The organism is Shimazuella alba (genome assembly GCF_009831235.1).
Classification (GTDB): Bacteria; Bacillota; Bacilli; order Thermoactinomycetales; family Thermoactinomycetaceae; genus Shimazuella; species Shimazuella alba.
Map to the genome: position 1 here is coordinate 175227 of NZ_WUUL01000007.1, position 21339 is coordinate 196565.

The window sequence follows — 21339 nt, forward strand, 5'->3', positions numbered from 1 at the left end:
TAAGCATCAGCGGATCAGCCCCTGTCATTTGCTAAAAAACGCAAATGAAAAGGAGTTTTACAATATGGCACGTTATACTGGCCCAACTTGGAAACTAAGTCGTCGTCTTGGCATCTCTCTATCTGGAACGGGGAAAGAACTAGCTCGTCGTCCATATGCACCAGGACAACACGGTCCAAACCAACGTAAAAAATTAAGTGAGTACGGCATTCAGCTCCAAGAGAAACAAAAACTACGTTTGATGTACGGCATGAATGAAAAACAATTCCGTAACTTGTTTGTTCGTTCCGGCAAAATGAAAGGTATTCACGGGGAAAACTTCATGAAGCTGCTCGAATCCCGTTTGGATAACCTCGTTTACCGCCTTGGTCTTGCTCGTACCCGTGCTCAAGCTCGTCAATTGGTTGTACATGGTCATATTACCGTTAATGGTAAAAAAGTAGACCGCCCAGCATACCAAGTAGCACTGGGAGACACGATCAGTTTACGTGAAAAAAGCCGCAACCTCACCATTGTAAAAGATGCTCTGGAAGATCGTACTTTCACACCAGAATACGTTTCTTTCGATGCTAACAAACTAGAAGGTACTTTTAACCGTCTACCTGACCGTTCTGAGTTACCAGCTGAAATCAACGAAACCCTTATCGTAGAGTTCTACTCTCGTTAATCGTTTCTTGTTCAAAACTCCTCTACTACCTAGAGGAGTTTTTTTCTGTTCATTTTCCGTTCATATAAAACCATTATACTAATAATACAAAACATTATTGGAGGGAAAAGTGTGAAAGAGAAAGAAACATCATCAAGTTCAAAAACACAATGGAAAAAGTTTTTGAACCTAATCCAACTAAATAAATTACCAAAGTCTTTAATTGTACTAGTTCTTGGTTTATCTTTGATATCTACGATTGCAGGTCTTATCGTTCCTTGGTTCACCAAAGATGCAGTTAATGTGATGACAACAGGCTCCTTAACAATATCAACCGTTCTTTTACTCGTCGGAGCTATTCTGATTCAAGCCGTCATGTCTAGCTTTGCAACATATAATCTTGCTTACCTTGGCGGGATCGTTGTTGCAAATCTTCGCAAAAAAATATGGGCCAAGACGCTGATGCTTCCCATCCCATACTTTGATAAGAATCAATCTGGGGAAACCGTCAGTCGGATTAACAATGATACGCAAATCATTCGTGAGTTGATATCCAACCAATTGGTATCCATGTTTACAGGTGTTGTCTCACTTGTAGGTTCCTTGTGCATTTTGTTTTATTTGGATTGGTCTATGACTCTTGTCATGCTAATTGCGATCCCAATCATTGTCTTTGTCATGCGTCCAATTGGTATGAAAATGCGTGGAGTTTCCAAAGGAATTCAAGAAAAGACGGCTGTTTTTACGAGTTTGCTTACACAAGTGGTATCTGAAATTCGATTAGTAAAAGCATATACTGCGGAACCAGTCGAACAAAAACAAGGGGAAAAAGAGATCGATCATCTCTTTCAATATGGGTTAAAAGAGTCCAAGATAATTGCTATTCTTCAACCACTCACAGGTCTTATTATGATGTCTATGCTCGTAATGATCATCGGGTACGGCGGCATGAGAGTAGCTTCTGGAGACTTGACTGCTGGAGAACTTGTTGCCTTTATCCTGTATTTGTTCCAGATCATTATTCCTGTAACCACCATGACACAGTTTTTTGTTGGTCTCCAAAAAGCAATGGGCGCAACGGAACGAATCGCTGAAATATTGGATAATGAAACAGAAGGTATGGATCAAAAGGAGCAAACAGCAAAAGTAAACCCACAACTACCAATTCATGTGGAAAATCTCTCTTTTGCATATGAAGGCAAAGAAACGATCTTGCATAACCTAAACTTCACGATTGAACCTGGTAAAGTTACTGCACTTGTAGGTCCTAGCGGAAGCGGAAAAACAACCTTTTTCTCCCTGATGGAACGTTTCTATACACCAACAAGCGGCGTTATCCGACTAGGTGAACATTCGATACCTGAGTTTTCTTTACGCGATTGGCGGATGGGTATTAGTTATGTCTCACAAGAAAGCCCCCTCTTAGCAGGTACGATCCGAGATAATATTTGCTATGCAATGACTAGAGAAGTATCAGAAGAAGAACTCCTGCGTGCTGCAAAACTCGCTTATGCAGACGAATTTATTCTTGATCTGCCAGACGGTTTTGAGACAGAGGTAGGAGAAAGAGGAATCAAGTTATCTGGCGGACAGCGTCAACGTATAGCAATCGCAAGGGCAATCTTACACGATCCAAAAATATTAATGCTAGATGAAGCCACATCTAACTTAGACTCCGCATCTGAGCAAGTAGTGCAAGAAGCATTGCAAAACTTGATGAAAGACCGAACAACACTAGTTATCGCTCATCGACTATCAACCGTTGTCGATGCTGATCAGATTGTCGTATTGGAAAAAGGAAAACTTACTGGTACAGGAACTCATGAAGAATTACTTGCAAGCAATGCACTTTATCAACAATTGGTTCAACAGCAGTTTAAAGTAGAATTGGCTAGTTAACCTTAGTATAATAAGATAGATCACTATCTTCTGTGAGAAAGGAATTCCTATGGCTGTCAAGGAAGAGACCCTCGGTGGCTTCACGATCCATAATATCGGTGAACGGCACGACGGCGAAGCAACGGACTACTGGGGAGTGATCTTCAGGGCTCCTATTGGAGAAACCCTGAAAATTTCCGGTGAAGTGGCTGCTGAGGCCTTCAGCGTCCGAATCGTAGAAAACGAGGGTGCACGTTCGATCCACCTCGTTAATGTGGTTCGTTTCGACCACAACGTCCTGAGCGGAGTCACTTCTGGGATGGTCACTTGGGAGCAGGATCGCCAGCAGTTCTCGGTATCACCTGGCATCATGGCTTGCTTCACTGTCTGTGGTAAGCCAGTGGACACGAGTCTGCATGACGGCGGTTGGCAGATTCATCACAAGAACGGTTCGTGGGTTGCGGAACCCTACGTGATCGAGTAATTAGATCTACGTTTCCATGTAGATCCCTCCTGTGCTATTACTATTAGGACAGGAGGAAGGAAAATAATGATATAGCAATAGATATGAAAGGTTTCCTTTTTATAAAGAAAACCTATACGATTCTGTATTGGAAATACCGGAAGTTTGACGGAAAGATGTATTGCCTTTTCTATGATCTGCGATCCCAATAGTAACCTACAAGAGCGAAAACTATCGCTCTTGTTATTTGCTGCTATATAAATAGATAGAATTACTAAAGGTATCCCATTATAATAATATTAACTGCATACCTTCCTGTGAAAGGAATCACAATGACTGTAATGGAAGCAACTGTCGCCGGTTACGAGGTGGTCGGCTTCGCGGAGAAGCAGACCAGCAAGCCCGACAAGTTCGCGGGATTTACTTCTCCCAAGTACATCCCTTCGCCTGATGAAGAAATGCTCATCGGATTGGAGGAACACAATGTCGTGGTATCGATTCGTGGCAATGTACCTACTGATGGAAAGACATTCATTCAGTACGGTCAAAACGGCGCGCGAATCAACGACAAGACCGATGATGACCCAGAAATGGTCGGATACGCACACTTCTTGGGGATCACCGAGTTTGTGCACCCGAACTTCTGGTTGAACTCTCCCGGAACCAACTTGTCCTTCTATCCGATGAGGGATAAGATTTGTTTCGCTCTGGGTAAGTCTGGAGTCTTCTTCCTCAACGGCGAGCGAATCGAGCAGCGACCTTACAGCTGTTGGGTTGTTTTTCGAGATGAGCAAGGAGAATGGACTTACCGCCCAAACAACCCCTGCTGATTAACAATTACTTTGGAAGGTATGGTAGGATGTCTCTCCTGTCCATCTACATCAATTGGGCAGGAGACAAAAAAATAATTTTCCATTTCATAGATGCAGCAAGAACCCATATCAACTAAAATTGATATGGGTTCTTGCTTTAAATCGAAGATAACTCCGCCAAGAAATATTTTTTCTTCCCTCTACGAATGACAAGATATTTATCATCAATAGCTTTTAGGCTATTTACCACTGTAGAGATATCTGTTATTCTTTCATCGTTCACAGAGACTGCACCATTTTGCACAAACTCGCGTGCTTCACGTTTGGATTTTGCGGCTCCTACTTGAATGAGCACATCTATCAGAGGTAGCTCGTTTCCTTCGATAGCAGCTGATGGAACGTCTTGAAATCCTTCCGCAATTTCAGATGCTGTGAGAGAACTAACTTTGCCTTGAAACAGTGCTGCTGTAATATTTTGCGCGCTTTGCAGTGCTTCTTCTCCATGCACTAATCTTGTCATTTCTTCTGCTAATGTGCGTTGGGCATCTCTCTTCTCGGGGGCTGTCTCTACAGCTTCCACTAATATTTCGATCTGATCTTTGGTTAAAAATGTAAAATATTTGAGGTATTTGATAACATCTGCATCATCGGTATTTAACCAAAACTGATAGAATAAATATGGAGATGTCTTCTTTGCGTCTAGCCAGACTGCTCCACCTTCGGTTTTACCGAACTTTGTTCCATCACTCTTGGTTACAAGTGGAATAGTTAATCCAAAGAGCTCATCGGATTTACTTCCAGTCTTGCGGATTAACTCTGTACCAGCAGTAATATTACCCCACTGATCGCTACCGCCAACTTGTAATTCACAACCGTAGCGACGGTGTAATTCTAAGTAATCATAGGCTTGTAAAATCATATAACTGAACTCTGTAAAAGAAATTCCTTTTTCAAGCCGTGAATTTACCGATTCTTTTGCTAACATATAATTAAGCGGGAAATGCTTTCCTACATCTCGTAAGAATGGGATAAATTCTAACTCACCCAACCAATCATAATTATTGGCAATAAGTGCTGGATTTTCTGCTTTCTCAAAATCAAGGAAACGAGACAATTGGGATCGAATACTATCTGAATATCCTTGTACAACCTCTTTGGTATTCAGTGTTCTCTCGGATGCTTTCCCACTTGGATCACCAATAAGTCCTGTTCCACCACCTACTAATGCTATTGGCTGGTGACCATACTGTTGAAAACGGCGAAGGATTAAAATCGGAAGTAAGTGTCCAATGTGTAAACTATCTGCTGTTGGATCAAATCCGCAGTACAATACAATAGGTTTTTGCTCTAAGCGTTCGTCCAATTTTTCTGGATCTGTATTTTGATAGATCAGTCCTCTGTAAGCTAAGTCTTCTAATAGACGCATGAATATATTCGCTCCTTTGTGAATAGATATTTACTTTCTATTGTCAATAATTGGAAATCGCTTTTGCTCTTGTTTGTTTGCAAATAGCTCTTTGATGGGAATCGCTTCCCCACGATTGTATTTTTTTGTGAGCAATTGTTTCGACAAAGCATCTGCTAGGGTGGGCTTATTTTCCTGTGTCATCTCTTTTCACTCCTTTTTGAGGAGACTTTTTTCTGTTTTATCAACCAAACCAAGTAAATAGGTGGAGAATACAAAAAAACTCCATCCCTAAAAAGGGACGGAGCTATGCCCGCGGTACCACCCTTGTTGAAAACAAAAAAGTTCTCCACTCAAAATAAGATATAACGGGTCTCCCGTGCGTCTATACGCAAAAGCTTCCTAAGTGTAATTTGATCCTATGTGTTCGACTGGTTCTCACCAATACCACCAGCTCTCTGAACGATGCAAACATAGGACTACTCGCTTAGTTCATCGCTTCTTGTTTATCAAATTATGATATAATATTACCTTATCGCTGAGGGGGTATCAAGGTGAATCTACGAAATTGGAAAATAAAACCCCATGTAGACACCAGGAAAATTATACGCTGGAGTATACGATTAGTAGTAACCATTCTAATTGCCATTGTAACGATTGGAGTAGTTCTCATTGGTGCAGGAGCTGGAATTGTTTCCGCTGTTGTGAAAGATGAGAAAGTTCGAACAAAAAAGGATTTTGACAATGAACTAAACAATTTATTTCAAACGAGTTATGCATACTTCCAAAATACCGATAAAGATGGCAAACCTGTCACGATTGGGGCGTTACGTTTTGATAATGATCGTCGAATGATCAAAACCGTCAAAGATGTCAGCCCTCACTTGACTAATGCCTTTATTTCTGTAGAAGATCGTGATTTTTACACTCATAATGGGGTAGTTCCTCGTTCCATCGCAAGAGCTGCACTTCAACAAGCAATCGGGAGTGAAGTGACCACCGGTGGTAGTACACTTACCCAACAATTAGTGAAAAACATTGTGTTGAAAAACCGTTCGAAAGATATAGAACGAAAAGCAAATGAAATTATATTAGCTCTACGAATGGAGCAAATGTACTCCAAAGATGAAATTTTTGTTTACTATATGAACAGTGTCTTCTTTGGAAAAGGTGCCAATGGACGAAAAATGTATGGTGTTCAAGCAGCAGCAAAAGGGCTATTCAACAAAACCCCCAAAGAACTCAACTTAGCTCAAGCTGCATATATTGCTGGTATGGTTCAACGTCCAAATGCCCTAAATCCACTTGATGAAGATCCAAAAAATTATCAGCGTGGAATGAAACGATTAAAACTAGTATTGACCGAAATGCTCCAAAATAAAAAAATTACACAAAAAGAATACAAAGAAGCACTTCAATTCAATATAAAAAAGTCATTGGCAAAACCGAGTGATTTTGACAATGGATATGAAAAGTATCCCTTTATCATGTTTGCAATGGAAGATGAAGCCGCAGAAACTTTAATGGAAATGGACAATCTCAATTTCCAACAATTGAGCAAAGAAGGAAAGTATCGTTCTACGCTTGAGGAATATAAGAAAAAAGCAGTTACTGGCGGTTATCGTTTTTATACCACTATCGACGAAAACTTATATAACTCTGTCAACAAAGCAGCTACGGAAGGTTTGGAATATACAGATCGTACTTATGGTAATAAAACTGCCCACGAACAACTTGGTGCAACCATCATTAACAACAAAACAGGTGCTGTTTTAGCTTTTGTGTCAGGAACCGAATCATTTGATAATAATCAGAAAGATCATGCTCTACAGGTTCCCAGACAGCCTGGATCATCCATTAAGCCACTGCTTGTTTATGGTCCAGCTATTGAAGAAGGAATCATTTCCCCACACTCACAAATTTTAGATGAACCGATTATGAAAAGTGATGGTTCTGGTTATTACAAAAATAGTAATGGAAGATACAAAGGATTTGTCAGCGTTACAGAAGCATTAAAATGGTCTTACAACATACCGGCTATCAAAACATTTAATGCACTGGGACATCAAAAAGGATTCAATTACTTGAAAGAATTAAACCTGCCACCATCCCCAAAAGATGGAGAAGCAGCAGCAATTGGTGGAGCTACCAATGGTTATACAGTAGAAAAAATGACAGCGGCCTTTGCAACTTTAGCAAATCAAGGTCTGTATAATAAACCTTATATGATTTCCAAAGTAACCGATGCAGATGGAAAAGTGTTATTTGAAAGAAAACAAAATCCAAGGCGCGTTTTCTCCCCACAAACCGCTTATCAGGTAACCAGTATGCTAAAAACGGTAATGGATGGAACAGCATCTTATATAGGATCTCGCATACCTTCTGGATATGAAGTTGCTGGAAAAACAGGGACTACCTCTGATGACAAAGATTTATGGTTTATTGGTTATACCCCTGAAGTAACCATTGGAGTATGGAGTGGTTATGATTACAACTTCCCAATGGATGGTGACGATAAATTTTCGAAAAAAGCATGGATCAATATTTTCAAAGCAGCTGTAGAAGAAAATTCAACATTGATTCCAAAAGGCAGTGACTTCGAAAATCCAGGAGATATTGGACCTGAAAAATGCGGATTTGAATGCGATAAAAAGCGAAGTTACGATAATCAAATTAATGAAGCTAAAAACAAAGAGAAAGAGAAAAATAAAAATAACGAGAATAAAAAACCAACCACTCCAACAAAACCATCTACACAACCTTCTACTCCACCTCCTAGTAAAGATGAGGATGGCGGGAAACCACCTTCATCAGATGGCGGAACTGGTGATGGGAACAATGACGGAGGAGATGATAATGGAAACGACGGTGGAAGCAACAATGATGGAGACAATGGCGGTAATGGTGGAAACAACAATGACAATGGGTCTACAAATAGTGGCACCGAAAACAATAACGATGCAAATGGTTCACCTGCCGATGGAGGAAATAACTCTCCATTAACCAATCCGTAAAAGCCCTTAGAGGGCTTTCTTTTTTTTGGATAAAATTCCCTTTAGGAAGTCCACATTGTCACAAGAATTCTATAAGCTTACCCTTAATATCCTGTGGTATAATTCGTATCATATGAGGAGGGGAATCGGAGAAATGCAAGAGCAAAATTATATACAGGTGTCTACCAAGAAAAAAAGCAGCAAACTAAGAATCCTCTTGGTTACACTTTATGTCATATTAACCCTCGTCTTAATTGCAGCAATTGCAGTAATAGGCGTTGGGTCTGGAATCGTGTCCGCCTACACAAAGGATGAGAAAGCCCGTACCAAAAAAGACTTTGATGAATCACTTAATGGTTGGTCTGAAACGAGTTATGCATACTTCCGTGATGCAAATAGTGGTCAGCCAAAATTAATCGGTGCCATGCACAATGAGCAAGACCGTGTGTTGGTACGAAAACTATCTGACGTGAATCAATTGTTATTGGATGCCGTATTATCAACGGAAGACAGAGATTTTTATTCTCATAATGGAATTGTACCTACCTCTATCTTGCGTGCTGCCATGCAACAAGTAACTGGCAGTGAGGTAACGACAGGTGGTAGTACATTAACACAACAGTTAGTGAAAAACGAAATCTTAGGGAACCGAGATAAATCCTTTGAACGTAAAACACTAGAAATTGTCAACGCATTGCGTCTGGAAAACTACTATTCCAAAGAAGAAATCTTTGTCAGTTATCTCAACAGTGTTTATTTTGGAAAAGGTGCCAATGGAAAACACATGTATGGGGTAATGGCTGCTGCAAAAGGTCTGTTTAACAAAGATGCCAAAAATTTAACGCTAGCAGAAGCAGCTTATATCGGTGGAATGGCTCAACGTCCAAATGCATACAATCCTTTTACTTTTAGTGATGAAAAGAAGAAGCAAGAAAATATCAAGCTCGGCAAAAAACGAATGAAACTTGTACTCGATAACATGGTGGTCAATAAAAAAATCACCGCAAAGCAGCGGGATGAAGCTGCCAAATACGATATCACCAAATCATTTGCAAAACCGAGTGATTTCAAAAATGCGTACGCGACTTATCCATTTGTGATCTCTGCAATCGAGAGCGAGGCCATTAAAACGTTACAAGAGATGGATAAAAAATACCATCCAGAAGAAGCAAAAGATAGAACCTATAAATACTATACCGATAAAGTCCGTGTGGGCGGTTTGAAAATTTATTCTACTGTCGATCAAGCACTTTATGACAATATGAATAAATCCGTGGAAGGAATCGACTTTCCCCGTAAAAAGATTAATGGAAAATTGATTCGAGAACAGATCGGTGCTGTCATGGTAGAAAACAAATCTGGAGCAGTCCTCTCTTTCTTTGCAGGAACAGACTTTGAGGAAAACCAAAAAGACCATGCTTTTGATGCTGAAAACCAACCAGGTTCTGCGATGAAACCATTATTAGCATATGGTCCTGCCATCAACGAAGGAGTTATTTCACCCAACTCCATCATTGTCGATGAACCAATCAACAAAGAGTACAGTTCTGCTGTCTATCGTAACTCCAATCGTAAGTATAGTGGGCCAGTTACTGCTACCAGAGCATTGCAGTTCTCGTATAATATACCAGCTATTAAAGTATTCCGCGCTACACAGAGTAAACTGGGAAGACAAAAAGTATTTGACTACATCAGAGCAATGGGAATGCCTCCTCATGAAAAAGATGGAGAAGCACTCGTACTCGGTGGTGCAACTTACGGGTATACCGTAGAACAAATGACTGGTGCATATGCCATGATTGCCAACAATGGTCAATTTAATAAACCACACCTAATCTCGAAAATTACCGACTCTCAAGGAAATGTGATCTTCGATTATGCAAAAGAACATGCACCAAAAGAAGTATTTTCCCCACAAACTGCTTATCAACTCACGAAGATGATGAAGACAGTTGTAGATGCTGGAACAGCAGCAAGTTCTATTGGGCAGATCGGTGGCTACAATATTGCTGGTAAAACCGGTACAACTACCAGCGAATACGATCTTTGGTTTGTTGGATACACTCCAGAAGTGTCCCTCGGGGTATGGTCGGGCTTTGATTACAACAAAAAAGGCGATCAGAACTTAGCAAAAACGGCTTGGGTCAAACTGTTTAAAGCAGCAGCATCTACCAACCCAACACTTATTCCAAAAGGGTCGAATTTCCAAAACCCTGGTGGATCATCCGGTGAAAAATGTTTTGAATGTAATCGAAAAACCCCTGCATCGTCCGATTCGAATAAATCAAATGATAATAATCAACAAAAAGAAAAAAAGCAGGAAAAAGAGAAAAAAGAACAAAAAGAGGCAAATATCACTCCTCCATCCAATCAAAATACGAAAGAAAAACAGAAAGAGACACAAGAAACAACCACTGAAGAACCTAAAAAAAATGATGGACAAATTATTCCTAGTGCTGGGGAAAAACGAAAAGAAGATGATCAAACATAATAGCTTTAAAAAACTTCCTTCTCAAACAATTAGAAGGAAGTATTTTTATGAAGACAAAAATTGTTCAATTTCATAAAAACGTCACCATTATTGTTAAATCCCATAGCAAAAAAGACGAAAGTAATAGAGAAGATTCACTTCTGATTGAAAAAAAAACATTGTCACAAGATATCTATAAATGTAATCATTACCTCTTGTGTTATAATTCGTACATATGGGGAGGGGAATTGGGCTAATGCATGAGCAAAAAAATACACAGGTGCCCACCAAGAAAAAACGCAGCAAACTAAAAATCCTCTTGGTCACACTTTATGTCATATTAACCCTCATCTTAGTTACAGCAGTTGCAGTATTAGGTGTTGGGGCTGGAATCGTGTCTGCTTTCACAAAAGACGAAAAAATAAGGACCAAAAAAGATTATGATCCACAATTAAAAGGTTGGTCCGAGACGAGTTATGCATACTTCCGTGATGCAAATAGTGGTCAGCCAAAATTAATCGGTGCCATGCATAACGAGAAAGACCGTGTGTTGGTACGAAAGCTAACTGATGTGAGTCCAAGTTTATTGGATGCATTATTATCAACAGAAGACAGAGAATTTTATTCCCATAATGGAATTGTACCTAGCTCTATCTTGCGTGCTTCTATGCAACAAGTGACTGGCAGTGAGGTAACGACAGGTGGTAGTACGTTAACACAACAGTTAGTAAAAATCGAAATTCTAGGGAACCGAGACAAATCCTTTGAACGTAAAGCACTAGAAATTGTCAACTCATTGCGTCTGGAAAAATACTATTCCAAAGAAGAAATCTTTGTCAGTTATCTCAACAGTGTTTATTTTGGAAAAGGTGCCAATGGAAAACACATGTATGGAGTAATGGCTGCCGCAAGAGGCCTGTTTAACAAAAATGCCAAAGATTTAACGCTTGCAGAAGCAGCTTATATCGGTGGAATGGCTCAACGTCCAAATGCATACAATCCTTTTACTTTTAGTGATGAAAAGAAGAAACAAGAAAATATCAAGCTCGGCAAAAAACGAATGAAACTTGTACTCGATAACATGGTGGTCAATAAAAAAATCACCGCAAAGCAGCGGGATGAAGCTGCCAAATACGATATCACCAAATCATTTGCAAAACCGAGTGATTTCAAAAATGCGTACGCGACTTATCCATTTGTAATCTCTGCAATCGAGAGCGAGGCCATTAAAACGTTACAAGAGTTGGATAAAAAATACCATCCAGAAGAAGCAAAAGATAGATCTTATAAATACTATACCGATAGAGTCCGTGTGGGCGGCTTGAAAATTTATTCTACTGTCGATCAAGCACTTTATGACAATATGAATAAATCCGTAGAAGGAATCGACTTCCCCCGTAAGAAAATCAATGGAAGAATGGTTCGTGAACAAATTGGTGCTGTGATGGTGGAAAATAAATCTGGAGCAGTCCTCTCTTTCTTCGCAGGAACAGACTTTGAGGAAAACCAAAAAGACCATGCCTTAGATGCACAAAATCAACCAGGTTCTGCTATGAAGCCATTATTATCCTATGGTCCTGGTATCAACGAAGGAGTTATTTCATCTAACTCCATCATTGTTGATGAGCCAGTTAACAAAGAGTATAGTTCTGCTGTTTATCGAAACTCCAATGGTAAGTATAGTGGACCAGTTACTGCTACCAGAGCATTGCAGTTCTCCTATAATATCCCTGCTATCAAGGTATTTCGTGCCACACAGAGTAAACTAGGAAGACAAAAAGTATTTGATTACATCAGAGCCATGGGAATGCCTCCTCATAAAAATGACGGAGAAGCGCTTGTACTCGGTGGCGCAACCTATGGATATACCGTAGAACAAATGACTGGTGCATATGCGATGATTGCCAACAATGGTCAATTTAATAAACCACATCTAATCTCAAAAATTACCGATTCTCAAGGAAATGTAATCTTTGATTATGCAAAAGAGCATGCATCAAAAGAAGTATTTTCCCCACAAACTGCTTATCAACTCACGAAGATGATGAAGACAGTGGTAGATGGAGGAACAGCAGCAAGTTCTATCGGACAGATCGGCGGCTATAATATTGCTGGTAAAACCGGTACAACTACCAGTGAATACGATCTATGGTTTGTTGGATACACTCCAGAAGTGTCCCTCGGGGTATGGTCTGGTTTTGATTACAACAAAAAAGGGGACCATGACTTAGCAAAAACGGCTTGGATTAAACTGTTTAAAGCAGCAGCATCTACCAACCCAACACTTATTCCAAAAGGGACGAATTTCCAAAATCCTGGTGGATCATCCGGTGAGAAATGCTTTGAATGTAATCGTAAAACGCCTGCATCATCCGATTCAAATGATTCAAGTGAAAATGGGCAGCAACAACAAAATACCGGTATCGTACCATCCAATCAAACGCAAAAACCAAATGAAGAATAAGCCCTGAACAATAGGCTCTAACAATCAAGCAAGTTCATATCTTTTTTACTAGAAAAACTCACTTCTAACAATTAGTAGTGAGTTTTTTATTAACAAGAAATAGGTACAAAGACCAGATTAAATAACCAATCAAAAATCACACCATCGTCATAGGATACCAGTAATAAATAGTTATTTTATATTAAAGGATGGTGTGATTTTCATGAGATGGCAAACAAATTGTCGTAGAAAGAAAAGACCCTGCACAAGAAAGCCAAAACAAAGAAAAATTAAAACATCTCAAAGAGAAAACAATTTTAAAAATAAATCAAAAAGTGAGAGCAAAGCAAAGAACGAAAATCGAATACAAATCACCATCAATTTAGCTGGAGGTGCTGGCCTAGCTGCTAATCAACAGCCTCTTACTGTTCGTTATAAAGATAATGATGATGAAAAAGAGATAACATTATCTGCATTAGGGGAGGAACAAGACGAAAAGCTAATTACCATTTTAAACGATGACGATGATGATGACGACGATGACGATGACGATGACGACGATGATAACGATGATGACGACGATGATGATGACGACGATGACGACGATGATGACGATGATGACGATGACGATGATGACGACGATGACGACGATGATGATGATGATGACGATGATGATGACGACGATGATGATGACGATGATGATGACGACGATGATGATGACGATGATGATGATGATGATGATGATGACGATGATGACGACGATGATGACGATGATGACGATGATGACGATGATGACGATGATGACGATGATGACGATGATGACGATGATGACGATGATGACGATGATGACGATAATGATGATGATGATGATGACGATAATGATGATGATGACAGTAATATTCAAACAGAGAATAACGAAAGATCCACTAGAAGATTACGCCCTCTCCCTCGCAGAGGAAATTCGAGAAGAAAAAGATTTTATGGGAGACGTAGGTTTAACAGACTTTAAATCTCATTTATGGAATAAATCACATAGATATAAACCAAAAAGCCACTCAATTATAATGAATGGCTTTTCTTCTTGGATTAATCTTCTAACGTTGATAAGTCTCCTGCTGGAAGTCCTAATTCCCACGCTTTCAAGACACGACGCATGATTTTACCACTGCGTGTTTTTGGCAATTTATCTTTAAATTCGATTTCTCGTGGAGAAGCATGTGCAGCTAATCCACTTTTTACGAAAGCTGCTATTTCTTTTTTTAATTCTTCTGATGGTGCATAACCATCCCGTAAGGCGATAAATGCTTTAATGATTTGACCACGAAGCTCATCTGGCTTTCCAATAACCCCTGCTTCTGCAACTGCAGGATGTTCTACCAGTTTGCTTTCCACTTCAAACGGTCCTACCCGCTCTCCTGATGTGTTAATGACATCGTCTTCTCGCCCTTGGAACCAGAAATATCCATCTTCATCTTGGTATGCAGTGTCACCGGATACATACCAACCAGGAATTTGGAAATATTCTTTATATTTTTCTGGATTGTTCCAAATCGAACGCATCAGAGATGGCCAAGGTGTTTTGACTGCGAGATGTCCCATTGTGTTAGGTGGCAACTCTAGTCCATTATCATCAATAATCGCTGCATGAACACCTGGGATTGGACGACCCATCGAACCCGGGCGAATTTCCATTTGGGGGTAATTTGCTATCACAATTCCACCTGTTTCTGTCATCCACCATGTATCATGAATTCGTTTCTTATATACTTGCAAGCCCCAGCGTATCACTTCAGGGTTTAGAGGTTCTCCTACACTCATTATATGGCGAACATTGCTCAGATCATATTTTTCTACTACTTCATCTCCAGCACCCATTAACATACGAAATGCAGTAGGTGCGCTATACCATACAGTTACTTTATTGGTTTCCAGTGTCTGATACCAATCATCAGGGCTGAATCGACCTCCACGAATCACATTTGTCACACCATTTAACCAAGGTGCAAAAATGCCGTAAGATGTACCAGTTACCCAACCAGGATCAGCCGTACACCAATAAATATCATCAGAATTTAGATCGAGCACCCATTTTCCTGTCTGATAATGCTGGATCATTGCATGATGAACATGTAAAACACCCTTTGGTTTTCCAGTGGAACCCGATGTGTAGTGTATAATCATAGGATGTTCCAAATCTACCCATTCCATTGAAAAGTCGGAAGACTCTTGAAACACTCCTTTTTCAAATGAGTAGTGACCCAATTGCTGATTGTCTTCTCCTCCAACTAATATAATTTTTTTCAGATGTGGGAGCTGATCCACTGGAACTCGTTTTAAAAGCTGTGGTGTAGTAACCAGTGCTACTGCTTCGCTATTATCCAACCTATCTTGAACGGCAGCTGTCATAAAGGCTTCGAACAAAGGTCCCACAACAGCCCCTATTTTTAAAACCCCAAAAAAACTAGCATAAAATTCAGGTGTTCTTGGCAAAAAAATAAAAACACGATCTCCTTTTTCAATATGTAAGCGTTTTAATAAATTTGCAAAGCGATTTGAATGCTGTTTCAGTTGTTCATACGTAATATTTTCAGAACGTACTGGATCACTATAAGAGAGGGCAATCTTATCTCCTCTACCTTCCTCTACGTGCCGATCGACACACTCGTAGGCGACATTTACCTTACCAGTTTGATGCCAACTAAATACCTTTTCAACATCAGACCACTGGAAAGTATCTTTTTCTTTTTCATAGTCGCTCAGATTATTACCTGTTGTCATAGGATTAATAGATGTAAGATGTTCCAAAAAAATCGCCTCCTTACTCCTATGATAAATGAAAAACCAGCTTCTATCCAGATGTAAGAATTAGAAGCTGGTTTTTCTTTTTTAGTAGATAAGTTTTATCTTATCTACATTAAGACTGGTGTCTACGCCCTAAAAGGCTTCGACACACAGCTAATTATTTTAGTGATGCTTGGGTTTAAAGGTATGGCAATCAGTTTCCTCACTGTTATCAGCTTGTTCTTCATGCTGAGCAACAACATAGATCTGATCTGCTTCGCATCGGTTACCTTGACCCCAATAGGTACAATTGTTAACCTCACACATCACATCTTTTGGCATCAACGACACCTCCTCATTCGTTGGTTGAGTGATATCTTACATGTTGATGCAATAAAACCACTATATAAACGAGACTAGCTCGTAATCGTTAAGCTACCCCGTAATTGTGGATAAGATGCAACATAGATGTTACCAATTGAGAGGATCGTATTGCAGCTAGCTCTGTAAACTTAACAAAATCGACAGGTGCCTCGTGATCAGCTCGATCTGACATCGAACGAATAACTACATATGGTATATGGGCCAGGTAGCATACATGGGCAACAGCAGCTCCCTCCATCTCCACACAATCACCATTTAGTTCTGTATATAGATACTGTACAAGTGATGGATCAGAAATAAATTGATCTCCAGAAAGAACTTTACCCGTACGAACGGTAATTCCATCCAATTCCGTTGCCGCAGTTAAGGCAGTTTGAACAAGTTTTGAGTCTGCTGGGTATTCAGATATTGATTGATAGGGAACAGTGCCTCGTGGAAATCCAAGTGTACTTGCATCTAGATCATGTTCTTGACAAGAACTAGAGATGATCATGTCGCCTATTTCTAACTCTGGATGAAGTGCACCTGCGACCCCGATAAAAAGTACCGAATCTACTTGATATTCATGGATGAGTGTCTGGGCAGAAATAGAAGCATTTACTTTGCCAACTCCAGATTTTGTGATGACAATAGGCACATTAGCCAACGTCCCTGTTATAAACTGATTTCCATAAAAATCTTTTGATTGCGTATTTACCATACCTAAGAGCAGTTGTTCAATTTCTACATCCATTGCTCCTATTATGCCGATCAAGATTGTTCACCTTCTATCGATCCAAGAGGACGGGTAGAACTCCGTAACTTTAAGGAGTGAGGCAGTGTTACTTGTCCTGTTTGAACCTCTTCACCATGCATATATTTAGTTAATAAACGCATCGCAACTGCTCCCAAATCATACATCGGCACATCCACTGTACTTAGTAATGGACGAACTTGTGATGCGATAGGAATATTATTGTAACCAATAACCTCAATATCTTCAGGTATTTTCTTACCATTATCTAAAATAGCATGAATAGCACCTACTGCCATCTCATCACTCAACACAACTACAGAAGTCGGAACATCAGTTAAGCTCAGCAATGTAGACATTGCTTGATATCCAGAATCGTAACGATAGTCTCCTATCCGAATCAAATGCTCATCAAATTCAATCTGATGTTCTTCGAGTGCATGTTTATAACCGATATAGCGTGGATACCCTTTCACAAGATCGGTAAGTGGACCACCAATTAATGCTATTTTTTTATGTCCACCTTGTATGAAGTGAACAGTTGCATCATAAGCCGCTTCATGTTGATCGATTCCGACTGCTGGTAATGCATTGTCTTCCACTTTTGTTGCAACCAAAACAACCGGGACATTAGTATGTTCATAAATTCGAAGATGTTCCTCTCTTACATTTCCACCAAGGAAAAGTAAGCCATCTACTTGCTTCTCTAACAGAGTTTCAATCAATTGTGTCTCTCGTTCTTGTTGTAGGTCAGAGTTACACAAAATAATATTGTATCGATACATCGTTGCAATATCTTCAATTCCACGTGTAACTTCCGAGTAGAAAGCATTAGAGATGTCAGGTATAACCACACCAACAGTCTTTGTTTTTTTACTCGCTAGTCCACGAGCTACTGCATTAGGACGGTAACCTAACTGTTCTATCACACCAAGAACTTTTTTACGAGTTGCTGGTTTTACATTGGAATTTCCATTTACGACTCGAGAAACCGTTGCCATAGAAACGCCTGCAACGCGGGCGACATCATAAATTGTAATAGTTTCTTTCTTTTTGTCCATTTTTCTCTGACCTCTTTACTATAGAAGTATCATTTGTAGTATAACAAATTGTATACAAAAAAGACCCAACACACCAATTTTTGAAAAGATAATTGTAATGACAATCATTACCATTCTCCAAAAAAGGCTGTATGAGGTCTTTTTTATTATTTTTGTGCCATCAATTGTAGAACATACGGTAATGTATCCCCCATAATACTAGTCCAAGCATTTGGAGATCCACGATTAATCCAGATGATACATTGTGTCGGGGCGAGTGCTTTAAACAATTTTTTGGTCGAAATCAACCTCGGAACCATTTCTGGAAGATTGTTGTTCCTTCGGTGAGCTTCGTCAATTAATGTTTTCGCATATTCCTCAGATGTGAAAAAATCAGCAATCTGATTCTCATCTTGGCTTGCAAGAATCACCATTTTTCCTTCTAAATCAACAATTACCCAGATTCTCCTCAGATCGGCTAATGCCCTGCAAACTTCCCAGCCATTTGCCATTCCTTTTCCTTCATTTGTCGCAGTCTCCAGTACTCTTAAACCATAAGCAACATCATCAGGAATAGCAGGATTACGAGGCAAAACAGGAGGAACATTCTCTGTTTCTACCTGCGGTTGCTCGTTTTGTTGGACAGGTTTCTCTTCCTCTTTCACAAACTTTTCTTCTTGTTGGAAAGTTGTTTCCGGTATTGGTTCAGGTTCAGGTATTATATTTTTCTCATTTTCGCTTTCATTTATTTGATTATCGGATTGAAAAAATAAACTCGTATGTGGGATCGTTTCAGAAAAACCGTCATCGTCATCGTCATCCCAAGGATTATCAAATGCTGAATATGTGTTTTCTGAAACAGTAGATTCCTCATGGTTTTCTACGACATTTTTCTCTTCTTGCACGTTGTTATTTTTATGAGTTTGTTCTGGCACTTCATTGTCTTGCTTCACTGTAACTGATTCCGGCTTAACAACTAGCTCTGGTTTTACTACCGGCTCTGGTTTTACCACAGGCTCTGGTTTTACCACAGGCTCTGGTTTTACCACAGGCTCTGGTTTTACTACTGGTTCTGGTTTTACCACAGGCTCTGGTTTTACCACAGGCTCTGGTTTTACTACTGGTTCTAATTCTACTATTTTCTGTTCAGGCATTACGTTGATATCGGATTTTTTCTCTTCGGTTATCGCATCTGTCGAAGAGGTTGGTATTTGATATTGCTGTGCTTCTACCTTTTCTTTCTTTGGTACAACTACAGGTGCTTCTGATGTATATGTATCTTCTTTTTTTCTATCTGTGCCAAATGTTAATGGCTCTTCTTCTGAAAATGCAGATTCCCAATCGATCACTTCTGTTTCAGTAGTTTGCGTAATTTTGTCTTCGTGAATATTTGCGGTTTCTTCTGGCAGCGATTCTACTGATTCATTTTCACTTGGAATCGGCAAATCTGGAACATCTGGAATAAAGGAATAAGAATTTGTCGTTTGTTCGACATATCCAGTCTTTGAACCATTCTTTATCTGCACCACTTGGTCAGGATTGAGCAAAAATGCCTCTGGTAAACCATAATTCACGTATAAAGTCTTAGAACCAAGGCGTTCGAGGTATTGAAAAATCTTTTCCCAACTGATCGAAGTAGCAACTCCGCCACTTTTTTCTGCGCTCTTACTAGCTTCTTGTTCTCCTGTATAAATAACGATCGTCGAAAATCCAGGTTGATATGCTCCTTTTAAAACAGAAGAACCTGAACGTATAACCCATGCATCTGCTTGTTTGGAAAACATATGGATACAATAATAGCGGATCCATTCCAGCAATTGATGTTGAACGACGAAAAATCTGGAGTCAAGCCCTGGATTAAACATCAACCCTTCGGCATTGGAGCGGTAAGCTTTTAACAGAAATGGTAACGCTGGCTCGTCTGTCATCTCCAGATACTCAGGTTGCCTTACGCGTACCATTTTTGCTGCTTCTTGATCTGTAAAAGCAACTACATACTTGGAACCAGGACGGTTACTTCTAGCTAACAATGGCTTCTTGCCCAGTGACGATTTTTGATACAAAACTGTTAATTTCCATACATTTTGGGCAAAATATTGAAATAATTCCTCCGGTTTTACCTGATAGCGATTTGCTTTTTCCAGGTATTCTCTTGCACTCACGACCAATCTTCCCCCATCTATCTTTCCTGTAGTAGTAGGTTTATCATACCAAAAGGTTACTAGAAAGCGAAACCATAGAATACAAACAAAATTTCCGCTCAATTGATTGCACCTTCGTACGTACGTCTGATATACTTACATCGAGGTGATAAATATGGGTCAAGAAATGCCAAAAAAATTCCCCCGTAGATTGACGAAAAATGGGAACAGTTTAGCTTTTAATGTCCCGTCAGAACTCACAAAGGATTCAAAACCGGGAGATTTATTTTATATGTATCAAGATGAAAATGGAAAGATTGTAATAGAAAAAGCAGAAACTGAAAAGAGAAATAGAAAATATAAGTTTGAAGACCTCATGTCTAAAGTCACCAAAGAAAATGCAAATAAATTTGATTGGGGTAAGCCTATAGGGAGGGAAATTTGGTGAGTTACATTCCTAAGCGAGGCGATATCATTTGGATGAATTTTGATCCACAATCAGGCCATGAGCAAGCAGGCAGGAGACCTGCTCTCGTTTTATCCGCTCATGAATATAACGAAATTCTTGGATTGGCTCAGGTTTGCCCGATTACAAGTAAAACAAAAGGATATCCATTTGAAGTGCAGCTTCCTGAAGATTTAAAAATTAATGGAGTTGTGTTATCTGATCAAGCAAAAAGCATTGACTGGAAAGCAAGAGAAACTTCTTTTATTGATGAATGCCCTGTCTCGACGTTGACAGAAGTTCTATCTAAATTATTAGTTGTTATCGATCCGGATGAATTACTTTTATAATATTTCCATTTTTCATTCAATCATATTATATCAGGTGGGACTCGCACAGTTTGAGCTAAGGCTACTCGTCCTTCAAAGAGGCTCCGTTTACAGTTAGCTTGTGACGCTTCACGCGGTTCCCAGCCATTTTGGGTTGTCCAATCATAGGTGATGAACTTCCTTATTTTTTTATCATCATACTATCATTACCATTTCCTCTTCCCGTTTTTCAAAATATTATTTCTGATTATATGATTTAATAAAAAGACCCAACAATATTTTTGTAGTGAACCCAAAAAGTTAGACACGAAAATTAGGCAGCTTGCTGCCGGGCATGAGTTCGGTATTGTACTGGACTCATGCCTTTTAATTTTGT

General features: G+C 39.5%; 17 protein-coding genes and 1 other annotated feature. Of the genes, 10 read left to right on the forward strand and 7 right to left on the reverse strand.

The genetic code is table 11. The features are described from left to right. Positions 1-64 precede the first annotated feature (64 nt). The 4 genes from rpsD to GSM42_RS12250 all read left to right on the forward strand — a co-directional run bounded on the left by rpsD (position 65) and on the right by GSM42_RS12250 (position 3817). Positions 65-667 (forward strand): 30S ribosomal protein S4, encoded by a 603-nt coding sequence (gene rpsD, locus GSM42_RS12235; protein ID WP_160801824.1) that lies wholly within the window; start codon positions 65-67, stop codon positions 665-667. Positions 668-778: 111 nt separating this feature from the next. Continuing rightward, positions 779-2545 carry an ABC transporter transmembrane domain-containing protein gene (locus tag GSM42_RS12240; protein WP_160801825.1) on the forward strand — a complete coding sequence of 589 codons (1767 nt, stop codon included), beginning with the start codon at positions 779-781 and terminating at the stop codon, positions 2543-2545. Positions 2546-2594: 49 nt separating this feature from the next. Then, the gene (locus GSM42_RS12245; protein ID WP_160801826.1) at positions 2595-3008 is read left to right on the forward strand and encodes a hypothetical protein; all 414 of its coding nucleotides are present in this window, start codon (positions 2595-2597) and stop codon (positions 3006-3008) included. Between the two features lie 311 nt (positions 3009-3319). Next, positions 3320-3817 (forward strand): hypothetical protein, encoded by a 498-nt coding sequence (locus tag GSM42_RS12250; RefSeq protein WP_160801827.1) that lies wholly within the window; start codon positions 3320-3322, stop codon positions 3815-3817. 139 nt (positions 3818-3956) lie between these two features. On the opposite strand, the gene tyrS is transcribed toward GSM42_RS12250, so the two are convergent. Both tyrS and GSM42_RS12260 read right to left on the reverse strand, forming a co-directional pair. Further along, a complete protein-coding gene (gene tyrS, locus GSM42_RS12255; RefSeq protein ID WP_160801828.1) occupies positions 3957-5225 on the reverse strand; it encodes a tyrosine--tRNA ligase in 1269 nt (422 codons plus the stop codon). Between the two features lie 30 nt (positions 5226-5255). Beyond that, a complete protein-coding gene (locus GSM42_RS12260; RefSeq protein WP_160801829.1) occupies positions 5256-5408 on the reverse strand; it encodes a hypothetical protein in 153 nt (50 codons plus the stop codon). 90 nt (positions 5409-5498) lie between these two features. Beyond that, positions 5499-5709, reverse strand: a binding site (T-box leader). Between the two features lie 49 nt (positions 5710-5758). On the opposite strand from GSM42_RS12260, the gene GSM42_RS21180 reads away from it, so the two are divergent. From GSM42_RS21180 to GSM42_RS20375, 4 genes are all read left to right on the forward strand, one after another. Continuing rightward, positions 5759-8218, forward strand: a complete 2460-nt coding sequence (locus tag GSM42_RS21180; protein ID WP_160801830.1) for a transglycosylase domain-containing protein — start codon at positions 5759-5761, stop codon at positions 8216-8218. Between the two features lie 133 nt (positions 8219-8351). Next, entirely contained in the window at positions 8352-10688 is a 2337-nt protein-coding gene (locus GSM42_RS12270) for a transglycosylase domain-containing protein (protein WP_160801831.1), read from the forward strand. 235 nt (positions 10689-10923) lie between these two features. Beyond that, a complete protein-coding gene (locus GSM42_RS12275) occupies positions 10924-13131 on the forward strand; it encodes a transglycosylase domain-containing protein (RefSeq protein ID WP_160801832.1) in 2208 nt (735 codons plus the stop codon). 202 nt (positions 13132-13333) lie between these two features. After that, complete coding sequence (locus GSM42_RS20375) at positions 13334-14119, forward strand: hypothetical protein (RefSeq protein ID WP_202404892.1); 786 nt, start codon at positions 13334-13336, stop codon at positions 14117-14119. Positions 14120-14196: 77 nt separating this feature from the next. On the opposite strand, the gene acsA is transcribed toward GSM42_RS20375, so the two are convergent. The 5 genes from acsA to GSM42_RS20380 form a co-directional block, all read right to left on the reverse strand. Further along, positions 14197-15888: an acetate--CoA ligase gene (gene acsA, locus GSM42_RS12285; RefSeq protein WP_160801844.1), complete on the reverse strand. Its 1692-nt coding sequence runs from the start codon at positions 15886-15888 to the stop codon at positions 14197-14199. 186 nt (positions 15889-16074) lie between these two features. Further along, complete coding sequence (locus GSM42_RS12290) at positions 16075-16233, reverse strand: DUF1540 domain-containing protein (protein WP_160801833.1); 159 nt, start codon at positions 16231-16233, stop codon at positions 16075-16077. Between the two features lie 88 nt (positions 16234-16321). Further along, positions 16322-17029, reverse strand: a complete 708-nt coding sequence (locus GSM42_RS12295) for a 5'-methylthioadenosine/adenosylhomocysteine nucleosidase (protein ID WP_237446582.1) — start codon at positions 17027-17029, stop codon at positions 16322-16324. After that, positions 17026-18069, reverse strand: a complete 1044-nt coding sequence (gene ccpA / locus GSM42_RS12300) for a catabolite control protein A (RefSeq protein WP_160801834.1) — start codon at positions 18067-18069, stop codon at positions 17026-17028. The genes GSM42_RS12295 and ccpA overlap by 4 nt, the downstream gene beginning before the upstream one ends. Before the next feature lie 146 nt (positions 18070-18215). Further along, positions 18216-20312, reverse strand: coding sequence for a hypothetical protein (locus tag GSM42_RS20380; protein WP_202404893.1), 2097 nt, complete (start codon positions 20310-20312; stop codon positions 18216-18218). A gap of 52 nt (positions 20313-20364) precedes the next feature. Here GSM42_RS20380 and GSM42_RS12310 point away from each other — a divergent pair, with 52 nt between their 5' ends. Both GSM42_RS12310 and mazF read left to right on the forward strand, forming a co-directional pair. After that, entirely contained in the window at positions 20365-20637 is a 273-nt protein-coding gene (locus GSM42_RS12310) for an AbrB/MazE/SpoVT family DNA-binding domain-containing protein (RefSeq protein WP_160801835.1), read from the forward strand. After that, complete coding sequence (gene mazF, locus GSM42_RS12315) at positions 20634-20984, forward strand: endoribonuclease MazF (RefSeq protein ID WP_338055293.1); 351 nt, start codon at positions 20634-20636, stop codon at positions 20982-20984. The genes GSM42_RS12310 and mazF overlap by 4 nt, the downstream gene beginning before the upstream one ends. Positions 20985-21339: the final 355 nt, after the last annotated feature.